The organism is Bacillus sp. DX4.1 (assembly GCF_030348195.1).
Taxonomy (GTDB): domain Bacteria; phylum Bacillota; class Bacilli; order Bacillales; family Bacillaceae_G; genus Bacillus_A.
In genome coordinates this window covers 2,488,919-2,507,627 of sequence record NZ_JAUCFT010000008.1, presented here as the reverse complement: position 1 = coordinate 2,507,627, position 18,709 = coordinate 2,488,919, and the positions used below count along the sequence as shown (strand labels likewise).

The 18,709-nt window shown below is 33.5% G+C and carries 19 protein-coding genes and 3 pseudogenes; 8 read left to right on the top strand and 14 right to left on the bottom strand.

What is annotated here, in order from left to right; genetic code table 11:
* Window positions 1-53 precede the first annotated feature (53 nt).
* The 5 genes and pseudogenes from gnd to QUF99_RS15720 form a co-directional block, all read right to left on the bottom strand.
* Entirely contained in the window at window positions 54-956 is a 903-nt protein-coding gene (gene gnd / locus QUF99_RS15740; protein WP_289371180.1) for a phosphogluconate dehydrogenase (NAD(+)-dependent, decarboxylating), read from the bottom strand.
* A 374-nt stretch (window positions 957-1,330) separates the two neighbouring features.
* Window positions 1,331-1,588 (bottom strand): annotated as a pseudogene (locus QUF99_RS15735) (3-alpha domain-containing protein); the annotation flags it as partial.
* Between the two features lie 99 nt (window positions 1,589-1,687).
* Window positions 1,688-2,185 carry a hypothetical protein gene (locus QUF99_RS15730; RefSeq protein WP_289371179.1) on the bottom strand — a complete coding sequence of 166 codons (498 nt, stop codon included), beginning with the start codon at window positions 2,183-2,185 and terminating at the stop codon, window positions 1,688-1,690.
* Window positions 2,186-2,611 carry a thiol-disulfide oxidoreductase DCC family protein gene (locus tag QUF99_RS15725; RefSeq protein ID WP_289371177.1) on the bottom strand — a complete coding sequence of 142 codons (426 nt, stop codon included), beginning with the start codon at window positions 2,609-2,611 and terminating at the stop codon, window positions 2,186-2,188.
* A gap of 568 nt (window positions 2,612-3,179) precedes the next feature.
* Window positions 3,180-4,055, bottom strand: coding sequence for a CPBP family intramembrane glutamic endopeptidase (locus tag QUF99_RS15720; RefSeq protein ID WP_289374668.1), 876 nt, complete (start codon window positions 4,053-4,055; stop codon window positions 3,180-3,182).
* Window positions 4,056-4,411: 356 nt separating this feature from the next.
* On the opposite strand from QUF99_RS15720, the gene cspD reads away from it, so the two are divergent.
* Window positions 4,412-4,615, top strand: a complete 204-nt coding sequence (gene cspD / locus QUF99_RS15715; RefSeq protein WP_000176365.1) for a cold-shock protein CspD — start codon at window positions 4,412-4,414, stop codon at window positions 4,613-4,615.
* Window positions 4,616-4,704: 89 nt separating this feature from the next.
* Complete coding sequence (locus QUF99_RS15710) at window positions 4,705-4,890, top strand: cold-shock protein (RefSeq protein ID WP_289371175.1); 186 nt, start codon at window positions 4,705-4,707, stop codon at window positions 4,888-4,890.
* A gap of 90 nt (window positions 4,891-4,980) precedes the next feature.
* On the opposite strand, the gene QUF99_RS15705 is transcribed toward QUF99_RS15710, so the two are convergent.
* Complete coding sequence (locus QUF99_RS15705) at window positions 4,981-5,535, bottom strand: GNAT family N-acetyltransferase (protein ID WP_289371174.1); 555 nt, start codon at window positions 5,533-5,535, stop codon at window positions 4,981-4,983.
* 279 nt (window positions 5,536-5,814) lie between these two features.
* On the opposite strand from QUF99_RS15705, the gene QUF99_RS15700 reads away from it, so the two are divergent.
* The gene (locus tag QUF99_RS15700) at window positions 5,815-6,336 is read left to right on the top strand and encodes a hypothetical protein (RefSeq protein WP_289371173.1); all 522 of its coding nucleotides are present in this window, start codon (window positions 5,815-5,817) and stop codon (window positions 6,334-6,336) included.
* A gap of 208 nt (window positions 6,337-6,544) precedes the next feature.
* Window positions 6,545-7,102 carry a hypothetical protein gene (locus tag QUF99_RS15695; RefSeq protein ID WP_289371172.1) on the top strand — a complete coding sequence of 186 codons (558 nt, stop codon included), beginning with the start codon at window positions 6,545-6,547 and terminating at the stop codon, window positions 7,100-7,102.
* A gap of 194 nt (window positions 7,103-7,296) precedes the next feature.
* Here QUF99_RS15695 and QUF99_RS15690 read toward each other — a convergent pair whose 3' ends face one another.
* From QUF99_RS15690 to QUF99_RS15665, 7 genes and pseudogenes are all read right to left on the bottom strand, one after another.
* Window positions 7,297-7,686, bottom strand: a complete 390-nt coding sequence (locus QUF99_RS15690; protein ID WP_289371170.1) for a VOC family protein — start codon at window positions 7,684-7,686, stop codon at window positions 7,297-7,299.
* Window positions 7,687-8,200: 514 nt separating this feature from the next.
* Window positions 8,201-8,719, bottom strand: coding sequence for a hypothetical protein (locus QUF99_RS15685; protein ID WP_289371168.1), 519 nt, complete (start codon window positions 8,717-8,719; stop codon window positions 8,201-8,203).
* Between the two features lie 41 nt (window positions 8,720-8,760).
* A complete protein-coding gene (locus QUF99_RS15680) occupies window positions 8,761-9,168 on the bottom strand; it encodes a VOC family protein (protein ID WP_289371166.1) in 408 nt (135 codons plus the stop codon).
* Between the two features lie 515 nt (window positions 9,169-9,683).
* On the bottom strand, window positions 9,684-10,409 hold the full coding sequence (locus QUF99_RS15675) for a MerR family transcriptional regulator (protein WP_289371165.1): 726 nt from the start codon (window positions 10,407-10,409) through the stop codon (window positions 9,684-9,686).
* A 413-nt stretch (window positions 10,410-10,822) separates the two neighbouring features.
* Window positions 10,823-11,704 (bottom strand): aminoglycoside 6-adenylyltransferase, encoded by an 882-nt coding sequence (locus QUF99_RS15670; protein WP_289371164.1) that lies wholly within the window; start codon window positions 11,702-11,704, stop codon window positions 10,823-10,825.
* An 81-nt stretch (window positions 11,705-11,785) separates the two neighbouring features.
* Window positions 11,786-11,950, bottom strand: a pseudogene (locus QUF99_RS28740) (IS110 family transposase); the annotation flags it as partial.
* Window positions 11,951-12,111: 161 nt separating this feature from the next.
* A pseudogene (locus QUF99_RS15665) lies at window positions 12,112-12,627 on the bottom strand (GNAT family N-acetyltransferase).
* Window positions 12,628-13,309: 682 nt separating this feature from the next.
* On the opposite strand from QUF99_RS15665, the gene QUF99_RS15660 reads away from it, so the two are divergent.
* Together QUF99_RS15660 and QUF99_RS15655 are read left to right on the top strand one after the other, a co-directional pair.
* Complete coding sequence (locus tag QUF99_RS15660) at window positions 13,310-14,512, top strand: serine hydrolase domain-containing protein (protein ID WP_289371163.1); 1,203 nt, start codon at window positions 13,310-13,312, stop codon at window positions 14,510-14,512.
* A 244-nt stretch (window positions 14,513-14,756) separates the two neighbouring features.
* On the top strand, window positions 14,757-15,386 hold the full coding sequence (locus tag QUF99_RS15655) for a hypothetical protein (protein ID WP_289371162.1): 630 nt from the start codon (window positions 14,757-14,759) through the stop codon (window positions 15,384-15,386).
* 103 nt (window positions 15,387-15,489) lie between these two features.
* On the opposite strand, the gene QUF99_RS15650 is transcribed toward QUF99_RS15655, so the two are convergent.
* On the bottom strand, window positions 15,490-15,975 hold the full coding sequence (locus QUF99_RS15650; RefSeq protein WP_289371160.1) for a GNAT family N-acetyltransferase: 486 nt from the start codon (window positions 15,973-15,975) through the stop codon (window positions 15,490-15,492).
* 169 nt (window positions 15,976-16,144) lie between these two features.
* Here QUF99_RS15650 and QUF99_RS15645 point away from each other — a divergent pair, with 169 nt between their 5' ends.
* Window positions 16,145-16,882 carry a ZIP family metal transporter gene (locus QUF99_RS15645; RefSeq protein ID WP_289371158.1) on the top strand — a complete coding sequence of 246 codons (738 nt, stop codon included), beginning with the start codon at window positions 16,145-16,147 and terminating at the stop codon, window positions 16,880-16,882.
* Window positions 16,883-16,967: 85 nt separating this feature from the next.
* The gene (locus QUF99_RS15640; protein WP_289371157.1) at window positions 16,968-18,668 is read left to right on the top strand and encodes a pyruvate oxidase; all 1,701 of its coding nucleotides are present in this window, start codon (window positions 16,968-16,970) and stop codon (window positions 18,666-18,668) included.
* Window positions 18,669-18,709: the final 41 nt, after the last annotated feature.

Here is an 18,709-nt window from a genome sequence, read left to right as displayed (position 1 = left end):
AGGGTTGTTTATTTTGCTTTCATACTAAAAAGCTTTTCAATCATGATGACGATTTAGTTTTTTTCGCTTTTTTCTACCGCATGTCCACCAAATTCATTACGCAGTGCCGCTACTACTTTCCCTGTAAAGGTATCATTTTCTAATGAACGATATCGCATTAATAAGGACAAAGCAATAACCGGAGTCGCTGCTTGTAAATCAAGAGCCGTTTCAACCGTCCATTTCCCTTCACCAGAAGAATGCATAATCCCTTTAATTTCATCTAATTTTGCATCTTTTGAGAATGCACGTTCCGTTAAATCCATGAGCCATGAACGAATAACGGAACCATTATTCCACACTTTTGCTACTTTTTCATAGTCATAATCAAATTCACTTTTCTCTAATACTTCAAAACCTTCACCAATTGCAGCCATCATTCCATATTCAATTCCATTATGAACCATCTTTAAAAAGTGGCCGCTTCCTGCTTTTCCAGCATATAAATATCCATTTTCTACCGCTGTATCTCGAAACACAGGTTCTACGATGTCCCAGGCTTCGGGATCTCCCCCAATCATATAACAAGCTCCATGACGCGCCCCTTCTGTTCCACCAGATGTTCCAGCATCCATAAAATGCACGCCAGATTCCTTGAACTCGTTGTAGCGACGTGTCGATTCTTTATAATGCGAATTACCCGCTTCAATCACAATATCTCCCTCACTTAAAAGTGGTGTAATGTCACTAATAACAGAATCTACAACCGCATGTGGAACCATAATCCAAAGCACTCTCGGTTTTTCTAATGATTGGATAAGTTCACTGAGACTGGATGTACCTTCCGCTCCATATTCTTTTATTTCTTTCACAGCATCTACATTCAAATCAAACGCCACTACTTCATGGTTTTTATCAATTAAATTTTGTCCTAAATTTAATCCCATTTTCCCTAAACCAATCAACCCAATTTTCATCTTTATTTCCTCCTAAACGTACCTTTATAAACAAAATTTTGGTATGAGAACTATGCTATTTATCTTTCTTCTTACAAACAGCCGATATTTATCCAAAATTTTATTTTTCACTACAAATATATTTTGCACGAATCCATCCAGGTAGATGCATGAAAGTCACTCTTAACATTTGTAACTTAGGATTATAAGTAACTTCCATTCGAACACAGTGAGCTATATGAGAAAAGAGCTATATTTTCGTTATAAAAAAAGTGTTCCTAAAGTAGCTAAATAGCTCCTTCAAAAACACCTTTTTCTTCATTCTCCATTATTATCGACTGATGATTTATACAATGAGCTGAACTCCATTACCATGTAAACCATCTATATAGCCATTATTCACTAATTCCTTCTAATCGTGCTTTCGGATCTACTTCTCGCCCTTCCAATCGTTTTTCAAATGTTTTTCTCCAACTTGTGGAAAGTGCCTCTACTTCTAGAATTCTTCGTACTCCTTCAAAGTTACGTTTCTCTTTATGCATCATACAGTTTGCAAAAGCAATTGTTATTCCATTACTATGTGACTCAAGTTGTATAAGGGTATCTGTTGGTGATACCCTTCCCTCTTTCAAAACGCGAAAATAAAACCCTGTATTTTTACATTTTCTATTATTCACTTTTCTTATCTATAAAAAAGTAATAACAACAAGAAATCACAAAAATAAAGGATAAAAGAATTATATTAAAGATTGTCATCTTACATTCATCCACCTTTCTTTTGTATCTCCCTGCTTATCTACAACTCCGTTTTCAAAAAACACTCTTTTCAATTTTGAATACTCAAGTAAAAGTAAAAAAATACTTAATGACGTTAACATAATACTGATAGGAAGTGCTGGGATATCAAAACAGTAATTTAAAACTGTAATATTAACAGTGATCGGCAAGTAAATGATATTCCCTGCTGTTGCTGTTCGTGGGATAAGTAATAGAAGTGCAGCTGTTAACTCACCAAAGGCAATAAATAAATTATAAAAATTAGAATACCCAAAGAAATACCATGCTAGTTTCATCGGTGAATCCTTTGTTGAATCAAAAATAAAATCTCCAGTTGAGAATTGACCTGGATAAATTTTTGCAATGCCATATATGATAAACATAATTGCTAAAAACCACCTAAAAGATGTAATCACACTCTTTTTCAGCTTTATTCTTACAATCCTTTTTTCCATTCGAATCCCTTCTTTCATTTAGATATCCTCTTCCAAAAAACGATTCTGTACACCCTGCGTTGAAATCATACAAAATCTCTGTTTCCCAAACCAACGATACCGGTTTTGAGCAACAATATCGTATATCTTATCTCGAATAAATTTTGGGATAAAAATAAATATGTATAATACTTTTATTGGTCCTCTCAATTTCCGAAGAATTTTTAAAACTGCTGTTGATTTTGTATAAAGTTTTCCTTCCTCAAATAAAATGATAGAGTCTTCTCTTTTGTATTCTTTTCCATATTTCATGATTAAACCTTTCGCTATTTCTGATTGTAACGAAGCAAACTTAAATACCGCTTTCGGATCCCTTTCAATAACAAACTGCACCCAAAAGTTACATAAATTACAAACGCCATCAAAAAGAATAATGGGATTGGTCGAAAAGTTTGCTTGATTCACTCATTTCACCTCTGCTTTCCGTAACTTCTATTTAAATTTTAAAATTCATTTTCGTTTTTTTACATCGATTTCCCTTACAATTTATGAACGAAACTTACAAAAACGTCATTTAACTATTTAAATATAAAAGAGGCTAATCTAAAAAATCATTGGATAGCGATTTTTTAGACTAGCCCCTTCATATGATGGAGCTTACATTATTAAACTGAATTTGATAATATGTATGTTACATATCCAACGTTTCCTCTATTTCATTAATGTACCTTCTTAGATATCGGAATATATTTTGTAAAATAAGCACCTACTAGCAGTAAACTTATTGACAATAACCAACTTAAAATGCCTACAAAGCTGAGCCAATATGCCAATAGATTTAAAATTGCAATAAGCAAGCAACAAATGGAGGTTAAAGCACTTTTTAATCAGTGTGGGATGAAGAAAACCCCCACTGATTAATGTTTCACTTTATTCAGTTAATCGGAACTAGATGCACCCCATCACTTAGTTTCATAATGAATCACTATGCTCAATTCTGTTCTAACCAATCTCTTATTTCTTTCAGCATATCTTAACCATTTATACGTTTTTTAGCTTTTCTTCCCCATATTTGTCTCCATAAAACAAATGAAGCAATTGCAAGCATAAGCGTAGTAATGATACTTCCTTCGATTCCAAATGCACCACCATTTAATTTCTCTGAGCCAGTGATCGTTGATTTAAACAACGGTGTAGAATAAATAGTCGTCCCACTTACTGCAAATCCGTATATATTATACTGAGCCCAGTTCCAAATGGAATGCCAAGCACAAATGCCCCATAAACTATTTTCCTTTAATGCATAAAGTGCTGCAAATACGCCAACAAAAATAATATTTAATATAGAGAGAACTGTAATTCCAGGATTAAACAAATGAAGAAAACCAAATAAAAACGATGTAACCACAATCCCAACCCATATACGACTTCTTACAGAAATGATTGGGAATAACCAACCACGTACAACAATTTCTTCTGCAGCACCTTGTACTAAAAAGGCAACTAAAGAACCTAATACACCTAAAATAAACGTACTCGTAATGTGTTGCATCTGTAGCGTTACAAATCCTGTAATAACAAGTAATAAAACTGGAATTGATATGAGAACAAAACCTAACAGAGCGCCGCGTAAATATTTCTTCCAAGCTTCATCTTTCCAAAAGCCAATTGATGAAAATGGTCTCTTTTCAACAAAGCGAACCCATAAAAATACGAATAGAATGGTTCCTCCAAACGTTAATAACATTCTTAAATTGTCATAGATACCTTTCATGAATGTAGTTTCCACTTTTGGTAAAAATATTATAAATAACATAAATACTCCACTGAATGATAAAAATAAAATGGCTAGAATAACTGCAAAAATGGGATGTACTTTCTTTCGTCCTTCTCGTGCTGCTTCGATCATTGTAAATGGGCCTTTATTCAAAATAGTTCCTCCTTTGTTATTAATTTCTAATTTCGTAATAACTATTGCTTATTTTACACTTTATTTGTTATTTCTCCTACTTTTACAGGTTTATTTACAATAACGTAAATGATATAAAATCCCTAATCCTTCCAACACTTGCTATTTCTCTCCATTTGTTGTAAGATATGTTGTAGGATAAATACACAAATAGTTTACTTTACATATTATCAAGCATCAATTAGGGATAACATACATTCCTTATGGGTTTTTGATAATATGTGAATTTTTATTTTCAATGAAATAAGACGGATCATATTGCAATTCATTTTTCTTATTTTTAGGAGGCATTTACCATGACATTAACAGGTAAAGTAAAATGGTTTAACAGCGAAAAAGGTTTCGGTTTCATCGAAGTTGCAGACGGTAACGACGTATTCGTTCACTTCTCAGCTATCACTGGCGACGGCTTCAAATCTCTTGACGAAGGTCAAGAAGTTAGCTTTGAAGTTGAAGACGGCAACCGCGGACCTCAAGCGAAAAACGTTGTAAAGCTATAATTTAAACAATAAAAGGGTTGTTAACATCGAACGGTTAACAACCTTTTTACTTATATAAACAAAATATTTTACATAAAAGGAGTGGTCCCATGTATCGAAATAGAAAGAACGACGTAGCAGAAGTACCACCAGAGGAAACCCCTGTATGGGAATGTGAATCTAAAGATTGTTTAGGATGGATGAGAAAAAACTTTTCATTTGAAGAAGAGCCAAAATGCCCTTTATGTAAAAGTAACATGAAAAGCGGAGAACGTTTATTACCTAAATTAGGTTAATACTTTCGTTACCCCTCTTACATTTTTGTAAGAGGGGTTCTTTATGTTCCTGTATCTGATTAACAGTAGCATAGGAAAGAGCCTTGTAAGTTACATTCCATAACTCTTTTCCCAGTCAGTTAGTAACATAGAATATATAAAAGCATCTCGTTGCCGGTTACCTTGATTAATATATCCTCTTAATAATCCTTCTTTTTGAAATCCTAGTTTGGATAACATACTCGAAGATGCTACGTTTTCAGGGTATGTAATTGCCCCAATGCGGAATAAACCTAGTTCCTGAAAACTGTATGTTACTATTTGTTGAACAGCTTCAGATGCATATCCTTTTCCCCAGTAAGAAGGGTGTAACTCGTATCCAATTTCAGATCGTTTACTCCAAAGTTGTAAATTATTTAAACCAGCTGTTCCTATAAATGCACCTGTTTCTTTCACAACAATTCCCCAACGAATCGCACTTTTTTCAAAATAATTTTTCGAAAAAGATTCAATCATTCGAGAAGCTTGTCCGAACTTTGTAAGGGAGTTCATACCATAATAACGTGTTACCTCTTCAAGTGAAAAAATATCATATATCTTTTGACAATGTAATTGTTCAATCTCAATTAAATGTAACCTTTTTGTTTCTAAAATAGGAAATGCCATTGAACCCCTCCTTCTCTGTCTATTGATTTATTATATCAGAAAAACCTTCTTCTTTTTGATTTGCATCTTAAATATTTATATCTATACCATTTAACCATTTCGCCTCCTTTGATTGCATCTCCTTCTTTAGGTTATGATGGAAACAACTTATTGCGAACAATAACTATTGCAAGCAATCTTGCTCAATGTTTCACATACAAATCCCCAGAAAATTTCAGAGAAAAATATTAAATAAAAAGGGGTTCGCTTTATGCTTTATCTCAACAAAGCATAAATTTTATGATCTATGGCATCTATCTACCATACGGACTTGGCATTATATTGTCTTTATTTCTAGGCAACAGAATGATTCACCAGTTCAGTCGTCATCGTCCATTATCTGTAATAAATATCGGCTCTCTCTGTGGTTTATTATTAACTACAACACCATGGACAATTACAGTAAGTGGTTTATTAGTTGGTTTTTTCACCTCACTACAAGCTAGAAAGCTAAATCGATTAGCTTATGATGCTTCCGAATCATTTAAAGATTCAAGTCTCTTATTGCGCAATCGCTGTTCAAAACTAGGAAGTATGATCAATCAAATTTGTTTAGTTCTGTTAATTTTGTTAAGTAGTTATATAAATCAAATCCAACTTAATCAAGTTTTTTTAATCATAACCGGAAAAACCACCCATTATAAAGATCTAATGTTTACTAATCTAATGATAACTGCAATCATTATGGTTTTAATTATTGGAGGGCTACTTTCATATGGAATATGGAGAATGAAAAAAGAAGTAACTAAATATTATAAGTAAGAGCTTCCTTCCTCTCTATCAATATCTGACAACTGAAATTCATCTAAAATCTTTTGTAACATCCAGAAGGATAATTGGATATTTATGTTAATATATTAGTAACAATATAAACTTATTTTACTAAAAACATTCAGAAGAAGTTGTCACAAATTCCATCTACATTTATCAAATGAGCATTTGGTGCAAAATAAAGAGGAGGGTTATGAGTATGTATATTTTCATAGGTATTTCTCTCATTGTGATCCTGATTGTTTTTTTATTAGCGCAGAAGTTTACACCGAACTCGATCATGATGACCAGTTTTAGAGGGAAAAGCTTTAAGAAGTTTATCATTGGACTTACATTTGCTTCGGTTTTATCTCTTTCTTATGGAATATACCACTCTTTCACATATCAACCTCCCTTTCTAGATATAAAAATAGATAACACACAATATACTATTTTGGGCGATATCGGTGAATTAGGATATTTTTCGAAACAGTTAATAAAAAACGGACAAGAAACTGAACTTTATTTAGCTTCTTGGGAAGAACTGAATCTAAAAGCTGGCCAAATCATTGTAAGTTATCCTTCTGGTAAAGAAGAGATTTGGAAACCTAGTTTATCTTTAATAAAAAGTGAATCTGCAAAAAAAATCAAAGAAAAATTTAAGATACAAGAGCTTTATCAGCTTTCATCTCATACGTTTAACGAGAACGGAAATGTTATATTAACGATTAAAGAAAATGAACATACAATCGCTAAGCTTTCTATCAAGGTTCATTAGAAGTAACTGCACTTCAAGTTGAAGAAAATATGAAATGAGATGAGGATTCTTAGCAATCGATCTAAGTATACTAAAAAGAGCCTGTTTTTGAAAAAATAGACTCTAATTATGTGTACTGGAATCATTTCTTTATAAAACATAGCTATTAGCTTAAAACTGAAATGAACTGTCTCTATACTATACAGCAGTTCTCTTTACCCATCTGTATTCATTAGTACAATTCTCCACCCATCAGGGTCTTCTATTGTAGTACCTTTTTCTTTCCAATAAGGGTTTTCAGGTTCAACTTCATAATACCCCATTGCATTTAGTCTATTATTTATTTTTTCAATTTCAGCTTTATCAGGTATATAAAATACAAGTAAGTTATCTTTTGTTGGAGCAGGACATGGGCTTCCGTTAATATGCTTTGTAAACTCTAAATGATACTCTACATCAGGTATTCCAAACATTACCCCATCATAACCTTCATGATTTTGAAACTCACCTATACGCTTTAAACCTAAACCTTCTTCATAAAATTTTATAACTTCTTCAAATTTATCTGTCGGTCTTGCTATTCTAAACTGAACCCACTTTTTCATATAATTCCCTCCTTATAGATTTAAGAGCGCTTTCACCTATTAGTATAGAGTAGTCCTATGTTTCGTTACATCCCTTATTAGTATAAGAATGAAGTAGTACAAAAGACTTAGAGGTTCATAGTATATAAGTCTTTTGTATTGCTTTTAACCTTACCTTAAGTTGGCATGCAAATGTTTGATAATCCAAGAGAAACCGCTATTCGGAAAGCTTTTTATCATAATTTCATAACTTCTCAATACCTACAAGGTTTACCTGTATATGCTTACCGACAAAGTGAATGGAACAAAACGAAAGTGCGCATCCCATTTGGGTCTTCTTGAAAAACATACTAAAAAGACCTATTGGTAAAATGTATGTTTTGCTGATTTGACCTTAGAAAATTCCTGCGATTCATGAAAACTTGGCACAAAAAGCTAATGAAACGCTAAATATACTATAATGAAAAAATAAAGGAGGACTCATATTATACATAACTAATATGGGTCTTCCTTTATTTTTTAGCTAATGCACCCTTTAGTTGGGGAAGCTTCTTTTCTTTTCTTCAAGTTTTCCACTTAATTCGTTAAAGTTTTGAACTACATCTGGCATCGATAATTTTTTTGCTAACAAACGCCCTTTTTGAATGGATTCAGAAGATTTTTCCAATAAATTTGCTTTTATTTGAGCATCTGCGAGGCAATACCAATAAAACCAGGCATTCATTTCTGAAATTTTATCGTTATAGAATTTTTCAATTATAGGATAGTATTTAGAATATAATTCTTCATCAAAAACTAATTTTTTACCATTCCATTTTAATACATCCACAAAATAACTATCACCAATATACCATTGCCAAACTGCTAAACCTACTTTTTGATTTTCGTTCAAAATGTCAATTTTATGATAAGGAACATCTGCAATCTTTTTAAAAGAATTATCATTCCACTGGAAAATTTCTGGTTTGTTCCCTGCTGCTGCACCAATTGTAACACCGAATAAATATTCTTTTATACCATCACCAGTAATATCAGCTAAGCCCGAAAATTCCAAACCAACTCCTTGAGTTTTTGTCTTTAAATAGTGTACGGTTTTCAAATATTGAGTTTTGAAACTTTTTTACCCTCTCTATAGTCGAGGCAAGAAACTTCAATTAATAAATCATTAAATACTGTGAAATAGAAACCATAACTACTACCTCTCATTGTATAAGGTTCCTTGTCTATTTCAATACCCCCAGCTACTAAACGATCATATGCTTGATCAACTTCACTTGAAGTTTCCACCAAAAAACCAATATGAAAAGCTTCAGGATATCTAACGTCCTTTTTCCCCTTAAATGCTTTTGGATCACTTAACACGAGAATAAATCCATTCTTATCACTCATCACTACAAGGGCTTTTCCTTTTTGTTCCAAAAATTGAAAATCAAAAAATGTTTCAAAGAAATGTCTAGCTTTTGATAAATCATCAACACATAGATTCAAATGATTCAACCTCATTCACTCATCTCCTTTTAAACAATGATTATACAGAAATAAATATATTGACCTATATCAGTAACACTTGCATGCCTTTCCTCTAACATGCAAGTGTTACTGATATGGCTTTTTTGTTTATAGTTAGGTCAACCAGACTATATATATGCCACATAACATCATAATTATTCTATTCTTACCTTTTAATCTTTACTAAAAAAAACAAATAATTAAATATCTTCTTGCTGTACCTCTACAAATATTCACGTTCCCTTTTCCTCTTTATCCCTTCACATCTACTTCTTATCATTTTTCTCCAAGCTATCCATTAATCATGAGATAGAAAAAATATAAAAAGTAAGTAATATCAAGGTTTTTAAGGGCTGGTGGATGTGTTGTTTTTGGCACACCTAAAATATGTAACAATAAGGTCGTTTAAGTCTAAGGCGTTATTCAACAATTGCGTCCGATTGCTTAAAAAGAAAAAGTCGTGGCTATAACAAATGCTCACGACTTTTTCTGTAATAATAAAAATGAATTCAACTGTGTGACATAGCCTTCTTGATATAGTCAGAAAGCTGATTATCTATCCCAAATTTCTCTCCTATTTTAGGATTCTCTTTATAATAACGTTCAGCTGCTTTGGATATCTCAGGATCCCTAAAGGTCAACTTATTGAGGAATTCATTCCATCGTTTTGCCAATTGTGTTACGTCTAGGTTTTCAGGTGGTGTCCCTTTCTCATATTCCACACGTATCTTTGCAGTTATTTCAGACCACTCACTTACATATTGCTTTCTTTTCTCTAGTCCAATCTGTTTGAACATCTTTTCCTGTTGCTCTTGGGTAAAATATTTATCTTTACTCATATTAATCACCTCAATTAAATTTATAAATTGTTCTGCGCTCACTTCTTGTTGACTGTTAAGTAACTCGTATATTCTTTCCAACCGACTGCACAATTGTTCTTGTCTCCGAATGTGCTCTTTTACATTTTCTAGCTGTATTTTTATAACTTCGACCGGGTTCAAATTTGGATTTCCCATCATCTCTTTAATCTCACCCAAAGCAAAACCTAACTGCTTAAGTGACATAATTTGTTGCAACTTGGCAATATCTGTTTCAGTGTAAATCCTATGTCCCTTATCAGAAGACTGCGAAGGAGAAAACAATCCAATTTTGTCATAATGATGGAGCATCCGTATCGTAAGCCCGGTTTGCTTAGCTAATTCTCCAACTTTCCAAGTTTTTTTATTCAGAATCAACCCCTCATTTCGTACGAATTATTTTAGCCGGCAACATTACTATACAACCTGACATAGTGTTAGGTTCAAGTACCCCTTTAAAACTTTTTTTGGTTGTTTATATTAATAACAATTTTCATTAAAAAAAGACGCCTTCTGATTTAAGAATAGCGCCCGATTGTGGAAGAACTTCTAGAATAAAGTTTGATCAAACTGATACCATACAACTTGTGTTTTTACATGTAGTGTAGTGCTTTGAGAAAAAAGACAGATCTTTCACCAAAAAATAATCCCTACTTTCAGCTAAAAAAGCAGGGATTTATGGCATTTTAATAGACTTGGGGAAATGAATAAAAAATTGTTGTTTATTCAAGAAAAGCCCCTGTTGGTTGAATATTTTTCCGGAAAAATTTATAACTTACATATAGATTTATTTAAAGTATTTCCTTTGCATCAGAAGGTAAATTTCTTACATGTTTAAGATATTTCGTCATGTTTGTATCGTCATCAATTGAATATGTGAACAATAATTTATCTGCAACATCTTCTGCTAAAGCTCTAAACAATTCACAAGTGACAAATATAGAATTCCAAAAATTCTCATAGTTATTGTCAGAATAAGTTTTTTCATACATCTCCCAATATGATTCAGAAAGATACTTTTTGAAATACTTCCCCATTTTTCCCGTAGAAACTTGGAAGTCGTATTTTATGCCGACCCACCAAGAAACCATCTCATCCAATCTAACTCTTATTACATATTCAAACATTTGCTTTGCATATGGCAATTCATCACGCCAGATTCCTTTTGCAACGTTTTGTAGACACCACCAAAAATCATTACAACAACTCATAAACATAGGTTCTGTTGGCTCTTTCACATAATAATCAATATCTGTGGGAGCAGGAATGAGTGGTAGAATGTTGTCCTTATCTAATAATGGAACTGTAAGTTTATCATTGACATATCCCTCAATCATTGTATCTTTAGTTTCGATATGAAGGTCTATACGATTTCCATCTGTAAAGAGCATTAAATACCCATAAGACTTATCAAAATTCATATCCATACCAACTGATTTATTATTTCTATCAGGCTCTTGTATCATAAGTAAATCTCCAAAAGTATTAATCCATGTCTTATCCTTTATAAAAGATGCTGTTTCTGTCACTACATAAACAATATCGTAATCCTGAAAAATATCTTTTGGAGCATTATGATTTGTTCTTGAACCGTTCATATAGACTGCTCGAATTCGTTCATCTTTTTTAGCTATTCCTATTATTAAATCAAGTATTTCTTTTTCACTTCTCATTGCTATTCACCTCGAATTCCTGTTTCTTTATTGCTATTTTGCAACTTTTCTTTATAGTTATTGTTAAAGTATCCTGCACCTTTAGTTTAATAGCACAGGTTCTTGTTTTTCTTCTAATTTATACGCTTCATCCCACTCTATTCCCCAAGCTACTGCATGTATTTTAGGATCATATTTCACGCCATTTTTTAGAATCGTATATATAAGATTAGCTATTTTACCACAAAGATGACCAATTTCTTTTTTTATATAATTTAATAAGAAGTTTCATTTTTCAATGTGCAACTTTCTTATCACTTTCCAACTGTAATTACATTTCAGTCTACAATTTTGTTGTAGCGTCCATAACTATATAAAGTCTACTACTTTCTTGTAGAGTCCACGACTTTGTTGTAATTACACAAAAGTTAAGTATGTATGAGAAGACCGTTTGGATGGAGGCGACTCATCATTATTTCATCAATAAATCTACCGTGAGCTTTTAAACTACCTTTCTTTTTTCCTTCTTCTGAAAATCCAAACTTTTCATATAGCGCTTATGCACCAGGATTTGTTACGAGAATGCCAAGTTCCACTCTTTCAAGCATTAGCCAATTGTCTGCAAGATCAAGTATTTTCGTAAGTAACGCTTTCCCAATTCCTTTTTTATGATATTCGCTATCTACGCCAATGAATATATCTCCCGAATGCGACCTTCGACCTTGTCCTTGGGTTAAACCTACAAATCCAACAACGGTACCATCAAACTCCGCAACAAATTCAAATTGATTATGTCCCAAGTTGCGAATCCTATTTTCCATAGCATCCACTCGCATACTAGGAAGAAAAATCATATACGGTAAAACAGCATCTTGTGTACAGATACGATGAATTGCTTTAGCATCATGTATTTGCACAGCACGAATAGTAACTTCCTTTACAATTAAATAGATAAGACCACTTTAGAAAATTCTATATACTATACAAAAATTCCTATCTAGAGTACGGAAGAGATTACATAAAACCCATCTTTTTTCAGCTTCTCCAAAAAACAAAATTATCGTTAAAACACTGCATATGTCACTCTTTTTCATAATAAAATAGACAGTTCGAAAGCCGTCTACAATTTTATCCTTTTATTTATATTTACGCTCTCATTCGCTCTTGCTTAGTTCGTAATAGTGGTATTCCTCGTTTTCAATTTCAATACTACTTATGAAATTAAACCCACTTTTTCAATGATCCTATTCGAGGATATATTACGTGTTAGAGCGATGGCATTAAGAATCTTCACATTCGTTTTCTCAAACAAGCCGTTAATTAACCCATTTGATGCTTTCGTCGTAAATCCGCATATATAGGTTGCAACTTTTTTATTTGTTACCAAAAGAGGTGTTGCTGGATTTTCTTCAATTTTCAATCTATGTGACAAAATTTAACGCTACTATTCATTATATTTCTGTTTAGCTTGAAAGTCTCTCTGAATATATATGCAGCTTTGTCGTTGAAAGCTGTTATCCCTTTCCCCTATTAAATGAAAAGCAGGATTTACATATATTGGTGTAGTATTGTTATATATATTAATATTTTAAAATGTTACATTTTAAATAATAAGGGGCTGTACAAATGGAACAAACTATTCATATTGACGGTTTCGTCAGGCCTGGATTTGAACAAGTAAAACATGCATTTACAGAAAATTTTACATCTCGTGAAGAATTAGGTGCAGCTTGTTGCATTTATTACAAAGGTGAATGTGTTGTTGATCTATGGGGTGGATATCGTGATCATCATACAAAAGAACTATGGCAAGAAGATACAGCAGTTCTCATTTTTTCTGGAACAAAAGGATTTGCTGCTCTCGCATTGGCCTTAGCACATTCAAAAGGTTATATAGATTACGAAGAGAAAGTATCTACTTATTGGAAAGAATTCGGAGTAAATGGTAAAGAAAACATCACAGTTCGGCAACTGTTTGGACACCAAGCGGGGTTATGTTGTATTAACAAATTACCATTACATACACTTCGTGATTTTGATACGAAGCACGTTGCTCCTTATTTAGAACAAATGCAACCAGCTTGGGAACCTGGTACTAAACACGGATATCACACAGGGACAATCGGCTGGTTTATAAGTGAGTTAATTCGTCATGTAGATCCACAAGGACGAAACTTAACTCAATTTTTTAGTGAAGAAATTGCAAAACCTTTACAAACAGAAATGTATATTGGTATACCCAATTCTCTTCCTGATGAACGAATTGCGACTATCAAGGGAGTTCAATCTATCTTTGATATATTTAAAAGCTTTGGCTCCTTCCCAAAAAGTTTACTATGGGCATTTATGAATCCAAAGTCTTTAGCAAAACGCAGTATGGTAGATCCAAAGGGATTACTAGCACATGATAATTTTAACAAAAGAGAACTACGAGAAGTAGAATTCCCATCTGAAAACGGTATCGGTGTAGTACGTGACATGGCGAAAATCTATAGTGAATTTGCTAACGGTGGTCCTATTTTACATTTAAATCCACATACATTGGATGAACTATCGCAACCACCTTCACGAACGAATAATGGATGGCATGATGCTGTCCAAACGGTAGATACTGCTTTTTCATTAGGTTTTTTCAAACCGCTGAAAACTGGTTCTCACTATGGCAATTCTTCATGTTTCGGTCATCCAGGCGCAGGAGGCTCTTTATGTTTCGCAGATCCCATAAATCAAGTTGGATTCGCTTATGCCATGACACGTGTTGGGATGCAAATGTTTGATGACCCCAGAGAAACTGCTATTCGCAAAGCATTTTATGAAACCATTTCATAATTCCTAAAATACCCCAACGCCTTATTGACAGTGATATGTGATGTGGCTAAATAGATTGACCTTAAAGGAATTTGAACTTTTATTAAATACATCACAATTACCAGATCTACGTTATATAAAAAATTGCTCCTAACAAAAACATAGTATTTTAAGAAAAAATATCCTTATCTTAACTAAAAGCTACCAATAAAAATTTTTAAGCTATATGCACTATACAATTATAAAACAATTTAGGAGGCACTATATGAACAATCAATATTTAATTGGGATTTACAAAGGTCATGCTTGTGAAATTAGCTTAAATAAGCAATTCATTCCAAATCATTTGTCTAATATAAATTTCAGTAAACAGGAAATTCAAGTGGAGAATAATCTCACTTATACTCTTATTCTAGAAGAAACAAAAAATAATCTAACTGCAGGGATGACAGATCAGTATTATTCATTAACCAAACATATACAAACCCTTCCAATAGCTAGACATTTTTACTTTGTATATGATTATAAATCTAGAAAACACATCAAAGAACTAAATCAGATTTGTTCCCCACTAATTGTAATAGAGACTACAATTGAAAAGTTAGAGCACATCGTTCAAACAATGAAAAATATAAAGTACTCTGCCTTTGCTGGGTTTAACATTAATTTAAATTCTATTTCAAACACAGTAACGGTAGCGGTATGTATCTCTTCCAATCTACTTGAAAGAGTACATACAGACCCTGACTTTTCTTATGAACAAACAACAAGTAATGACGAACATTTCCTATACTTAAAAAAAGTACATTCTTTGATATCGACAGAAGAATTAGCTGATAAAATCGTGTTCAAAACTCCTTTATTTAATAAGGATAAGGAAACAAAGTGTCATTAATTTTATACTTAACCATAAAAAAGAGGCTGTCTCTGAAAAATTGTTAAAAACTCCTTATTATAAAGTTAATTAATACGATTATCGAATCTTCCACTTTTGCCTCCTATATAAACCTACTTAAAATTTCTCCAGGTAACCCATCGATTTCACAAACCTTCTCTGATGTAAATCCTTGCTTTATTAAAATTTTTTTAGAGGGTATATTTTCTGGATCAATAACTGCTTTCAGTATGTTCAATTTTGTTTGCTTAGCTAGTTCAATTAATTGTTTTGCAATCGTACTACCATATCCTTTACCCCAATATTCAGGTAATATCATATAACCAATTTCAGCTTCTTCGGTTTCATTTTCATTTAATGTTAAATGTCCGAGACCAATAAATTTATCCGTTACACTATCGTAAACCTTATATGAGCCATATATCTCATATTTTTCATTACGTTCTAATAATTTCCGATAGTTTACTTGAGCTTCTTCTAACGGAATCGCTCGTTCTGTAATTTGTGCCATAACTTGTTCATTCGATACTAGTTGGAAGTAATCCTTAAAATCTATTGCTTCAAATTTTTTATGGTTTAGTTGATGCATATTATCCCTCCAAACTGCCTTTTATTTAAATTAAAGTTCTTACTATTTTTATTTAAATTGAATATATAAATCACAACAAATAACCAGATTGATCACTAAATAACTTGGACTAATCTTTATTCTTTCATAGTAAGTTAATAAGAAGGTTACAAAATTGGAGTGTGATTCGATGGAACGATTATGGATTCCGATGATCGTTACGTTATTTTCATTTGGTGGTTTATTGCTGGGAGGAGTAGTCGGCCTTGCAACAAAACAACTCATTGAAGAAAAAATGTATCGCTTATATGCACTTTGCGGCGGCATTTTACTTGGGTTGTTATTGTTAGAAATTATTCCCGAAACATTTTCAAGCTTTGAGGTGATCGGTCCTATACTAGGGATTTCACTTGGAGCTTTATTAATGATGTTAATGGATAACTATTGTCACCATCCTGTGATACATAAAAAAGATCAGCAAGCATGGCAAACTTTTTTATTTCTTTCGTTCGCGATTTTTATTCACAATATGCCGAGTGGATTTGCATTAGGAGCGGCCTTCGCAAGCCATAACGAATCTGCTATTCCCTTCTTACTGGCCATTATTATTCACCACATCCCTGAAGGTTTAGCTTTAATGATCCCTTTCTTATTCACACAGCATAAATCCATTTCTTTTATCTTAACGATTCTTTTATTATCGGTCATCCTTGGTGTCGGCACCGTATTCGGTATAATGATGAACGGCAAAGCAGTTCATTTACAAGGCCTAATAATGGGAAGTGCCATCGGATCTTTAGGATATGTAACAATACATGAAATGCTTTTGAAAGCGAAGAAACGCTTATCGATACTCCCTTTTCTTTCTTGGACTCTTTTCGGATTTTTACTTATTACGATTTTCACACTATTTGCGGGTCAGCACTAAAGGAAAAGAACTCCATTTATTATTTGTATATTTTATCCTTTTTTCCGAAACATAATAGTATCTCAATATGTAAGGAGGAACTGTCATGTTTCGAAAAACTGCCGGTGAAGTTCTTGTTGATTTATTAATTGAGTGGGGTGTTGACCACGTATATGGCATGCCTGGCGATTCAATTAATTCCATTATTGAACCGCTTCGCAAAGCACAAGATAAAATAAAATTCATTCAAGTTCGTCATGAAGAAGCTGGTGCTTTAGCAGCTGCTTCTTATGCAAAATTAACAGGAAAACTTGGGGTATGCATGGCGATTGCTGGGCCTGGGGCCATTCACTTATTGAATGGATTATATGATGCAAAACTAGATCAAGCACCTGTTCTTGCGATTACGGGTCAAATTGAATCTGATTTACTCGGTACCGGATTTTTCCAAGAAGTAAATTTAGAAAGAATGTTTGATGATGTAGCTGTATATAACCAACGCATCATGTCAGCCGAGCAACTTCCAGCCGTTGTAAACCAAGCCATTCGTATGGCCTATACGAAAAAAGGTGTATCTGTTCTTACAATTCCAGATGATGTGCCGAAGTTTGAAGTGGAAGCTGGCGCACGTGTAACAAGTTCTTCTTTTACATTACCTGAACTATTTCCGCAAGAACAGGATTTAAAATTAGCCTCATTAGCATTAAACGAGGCAAAGAAACCTGTTATTTTAGCTGGTAAAGGAGCAAAACATGCGAAAGAATCTTTACTGACATTTGCCGAGCATATTGGTGCACCAATCGTCTTAACACTTCCAGCAAAAGGTATCATTCCAGATGAACACCCTCTTTGTATCGGTGGGCTAGGATTAATCGGAACAAAACCTGCCTATGAAGCAATGCAGCATGCGGATACACTAATCATGGTCGGTACTTCTTATCCTTTCACAGGGTTCTTACCAGAAAAAGCAAAAACACTTCATATCGATACGGATCCTGCACAAATCGGAAAACGTTATCCAACTGATATCGGGCTGGCTGGAGACGCCGATAAAACGTTGAAATGGTTCACACAAAATGTTGAAAAGCATACAGATCGTTCTTTCTTAGAACATCATCAAGAACTCATGAAAAAATGGGAAGAAGAATTGCATAATCAAGAAGAAGACTCTTCTACTCCAATCAAACCACAAAGAGTCATGCATGCACTGCAGCACGTAGCAAATGATGATGCGATTTTATCCGTTGATGTCGGAAATGTAACAGTGTGGGCTGCACGTCATTTTCGAATGACGAACCAGCAATTTATCATCTCTAGCTGGCTCGCGACACTCGGCTGCGGACTACCTGGAGCGCTAGCTGGACAAATTGCGTATCCGGATAAACAAGTCTTCGCAATATGCGGTGATGGTGGATTTGGTATGACAATGAACGACTTTGTCACAGCCGTTAAATATAAACTACCTATTGTTGTCGTTGTCTTAAACAACCACAAAATCGCTATGATTAAGTTCGAACAAGAAGTGATGGGAAATATTGAATTTGGTACAGACTTAACAAATCCTGATTTTGCAAAATATGCAGAAGCATGCGGCGGAGTTGGTTACCGTGTCGAACATATTGATGAATTACTCCCTGCTTTTGAAAACGCAGTAAAGCAAGATAAACCGTGTATTATCGATGTTGTGGTCGATGTAAACGAAGCCCCAATGCCTGCGAAAATCACATTTGCTCAGGCTGCTGGCTATACGAAGCATATGATTAAAGAATTATTTGAAGAAGGAAAGATTGATTTACCCCCTTTATAAAATATAACAAATAAAGGATAGATGAAAACAGATCGTTTTCA

Excerpts from the sequence above, each read along its gene's own strand:
- QUF99_RS15720 (WP_289374668.1), bottom strand. The coding sequence starts at position 4,055 with ATGATCGAAGCAGCACGAGAAGGACGAAAGAAAGTACATCCCATTTTT.
- QUF99_RS15700 (WP_289371173.1), top strand. The coding sequence starts at position 5,815 with ATGATCTATGGCATCTATCTACCATACGGACTTGGCATTATATTGTCT.
- QUF99_RS15645 (WP_289371158.1), top strand. The coding sequence starts at position 16,145 with ATGGAACGATTATGGATTCCGATGATCGTTACGTTATTTTCATTTGGT.
- QUF99_RS15640 (WP_289371157.1), top strand. The coding sequence starts at position 16,968 with ATGTTTCGAAAAACTGCCGGTGAAGTTCTTGTTGATTTATTAATTGAG.
- QUF99_RS15660 (WP_289371163.1), top strand. The coding sequence starts at position 13,310 with ATGGAACAAACTATTCATATTGACGGTTTCGTCAGGCCTGGATTTGAA.
- cspD (WP_000176365.1), top strand. The coding sequence starts at position 4,412 with ATGACATTAACAGGTAAAGTAAAATGGTTTAACAGCGAAAAAGGTTTC.
- QUF99_RS15680 (WP_289371166.1), bottom strand. The coding sequence starts at position 9,168 with ATGAGGTTGAATCATTTGAATCTATGTGTTGATGATTTATCAAAAGCT.
- QUF99_RS15670 (WP_289371164.1), bottom strand. The coding sequence starts at position 11,704 with ATGAGAAGTGAAAAAGAAATACTTGATTTAATAATAGGAATAGCTAAA.
- gnd (WP_289371180.1), bottom strand. The coding sequence starts at position 956 with ATGAAAATTGGGTTGATTGGTTTAGGGAAAATGGGATTAAATTTAGGA.
- QUF99_RS15655 (WP_289371162.1), top strand. The coding sequence starts at position 14,757 with ATGAACAATCAATATTTAATTGGGATTTACAAAGGTCATGCTTGTGAA.
- QUF99_RS15710 (WP_289371175.1), top strand. The coding sequence starts at position 4,705 with ATGTATCGAAATAGAAAGAACGACGTAGCAGAAGTACCACCAGAGGAA.
- QUF99_RS15690 (WP_289371170.1), bottom strand. The coding sequence starts at position 7,686 with ATGAAAAAGTGGGTTCAGTTTAGAATAGCAAGACCGACAGATAAATTT.
- QUF99_RS15705 (WP_289371174.1), bottom strand. The coding sequence starts at position 5,535 with ATGGCATTTCCTATTTTAGAAACAAAAAGGTTACATTTAATTGAGATT.
- QUF99_RS15730 (WP_289371179.1), bottom strand. The coding sequence starts at position 2,185 with ATGAAAGAAGGGATTCGAATGGAAAAAAGGATTGTAAGAATAAAGCTG.
- QUF99_RS15695 (WP_289371172.1), top strand. The coding sequence starts at position 6,545 with ATGTATATTTTCATAGGTATTTCTCTCATTGTGATCCTGATTGTTTTT.
- QUF99_RS15650 (WP_289371160.1), bottom strand. The coding sequence starts at position 15,975 with ATGCATCAACTAAACCATAAAAAATTTGAAGCAATAGATTTTAAGGAT.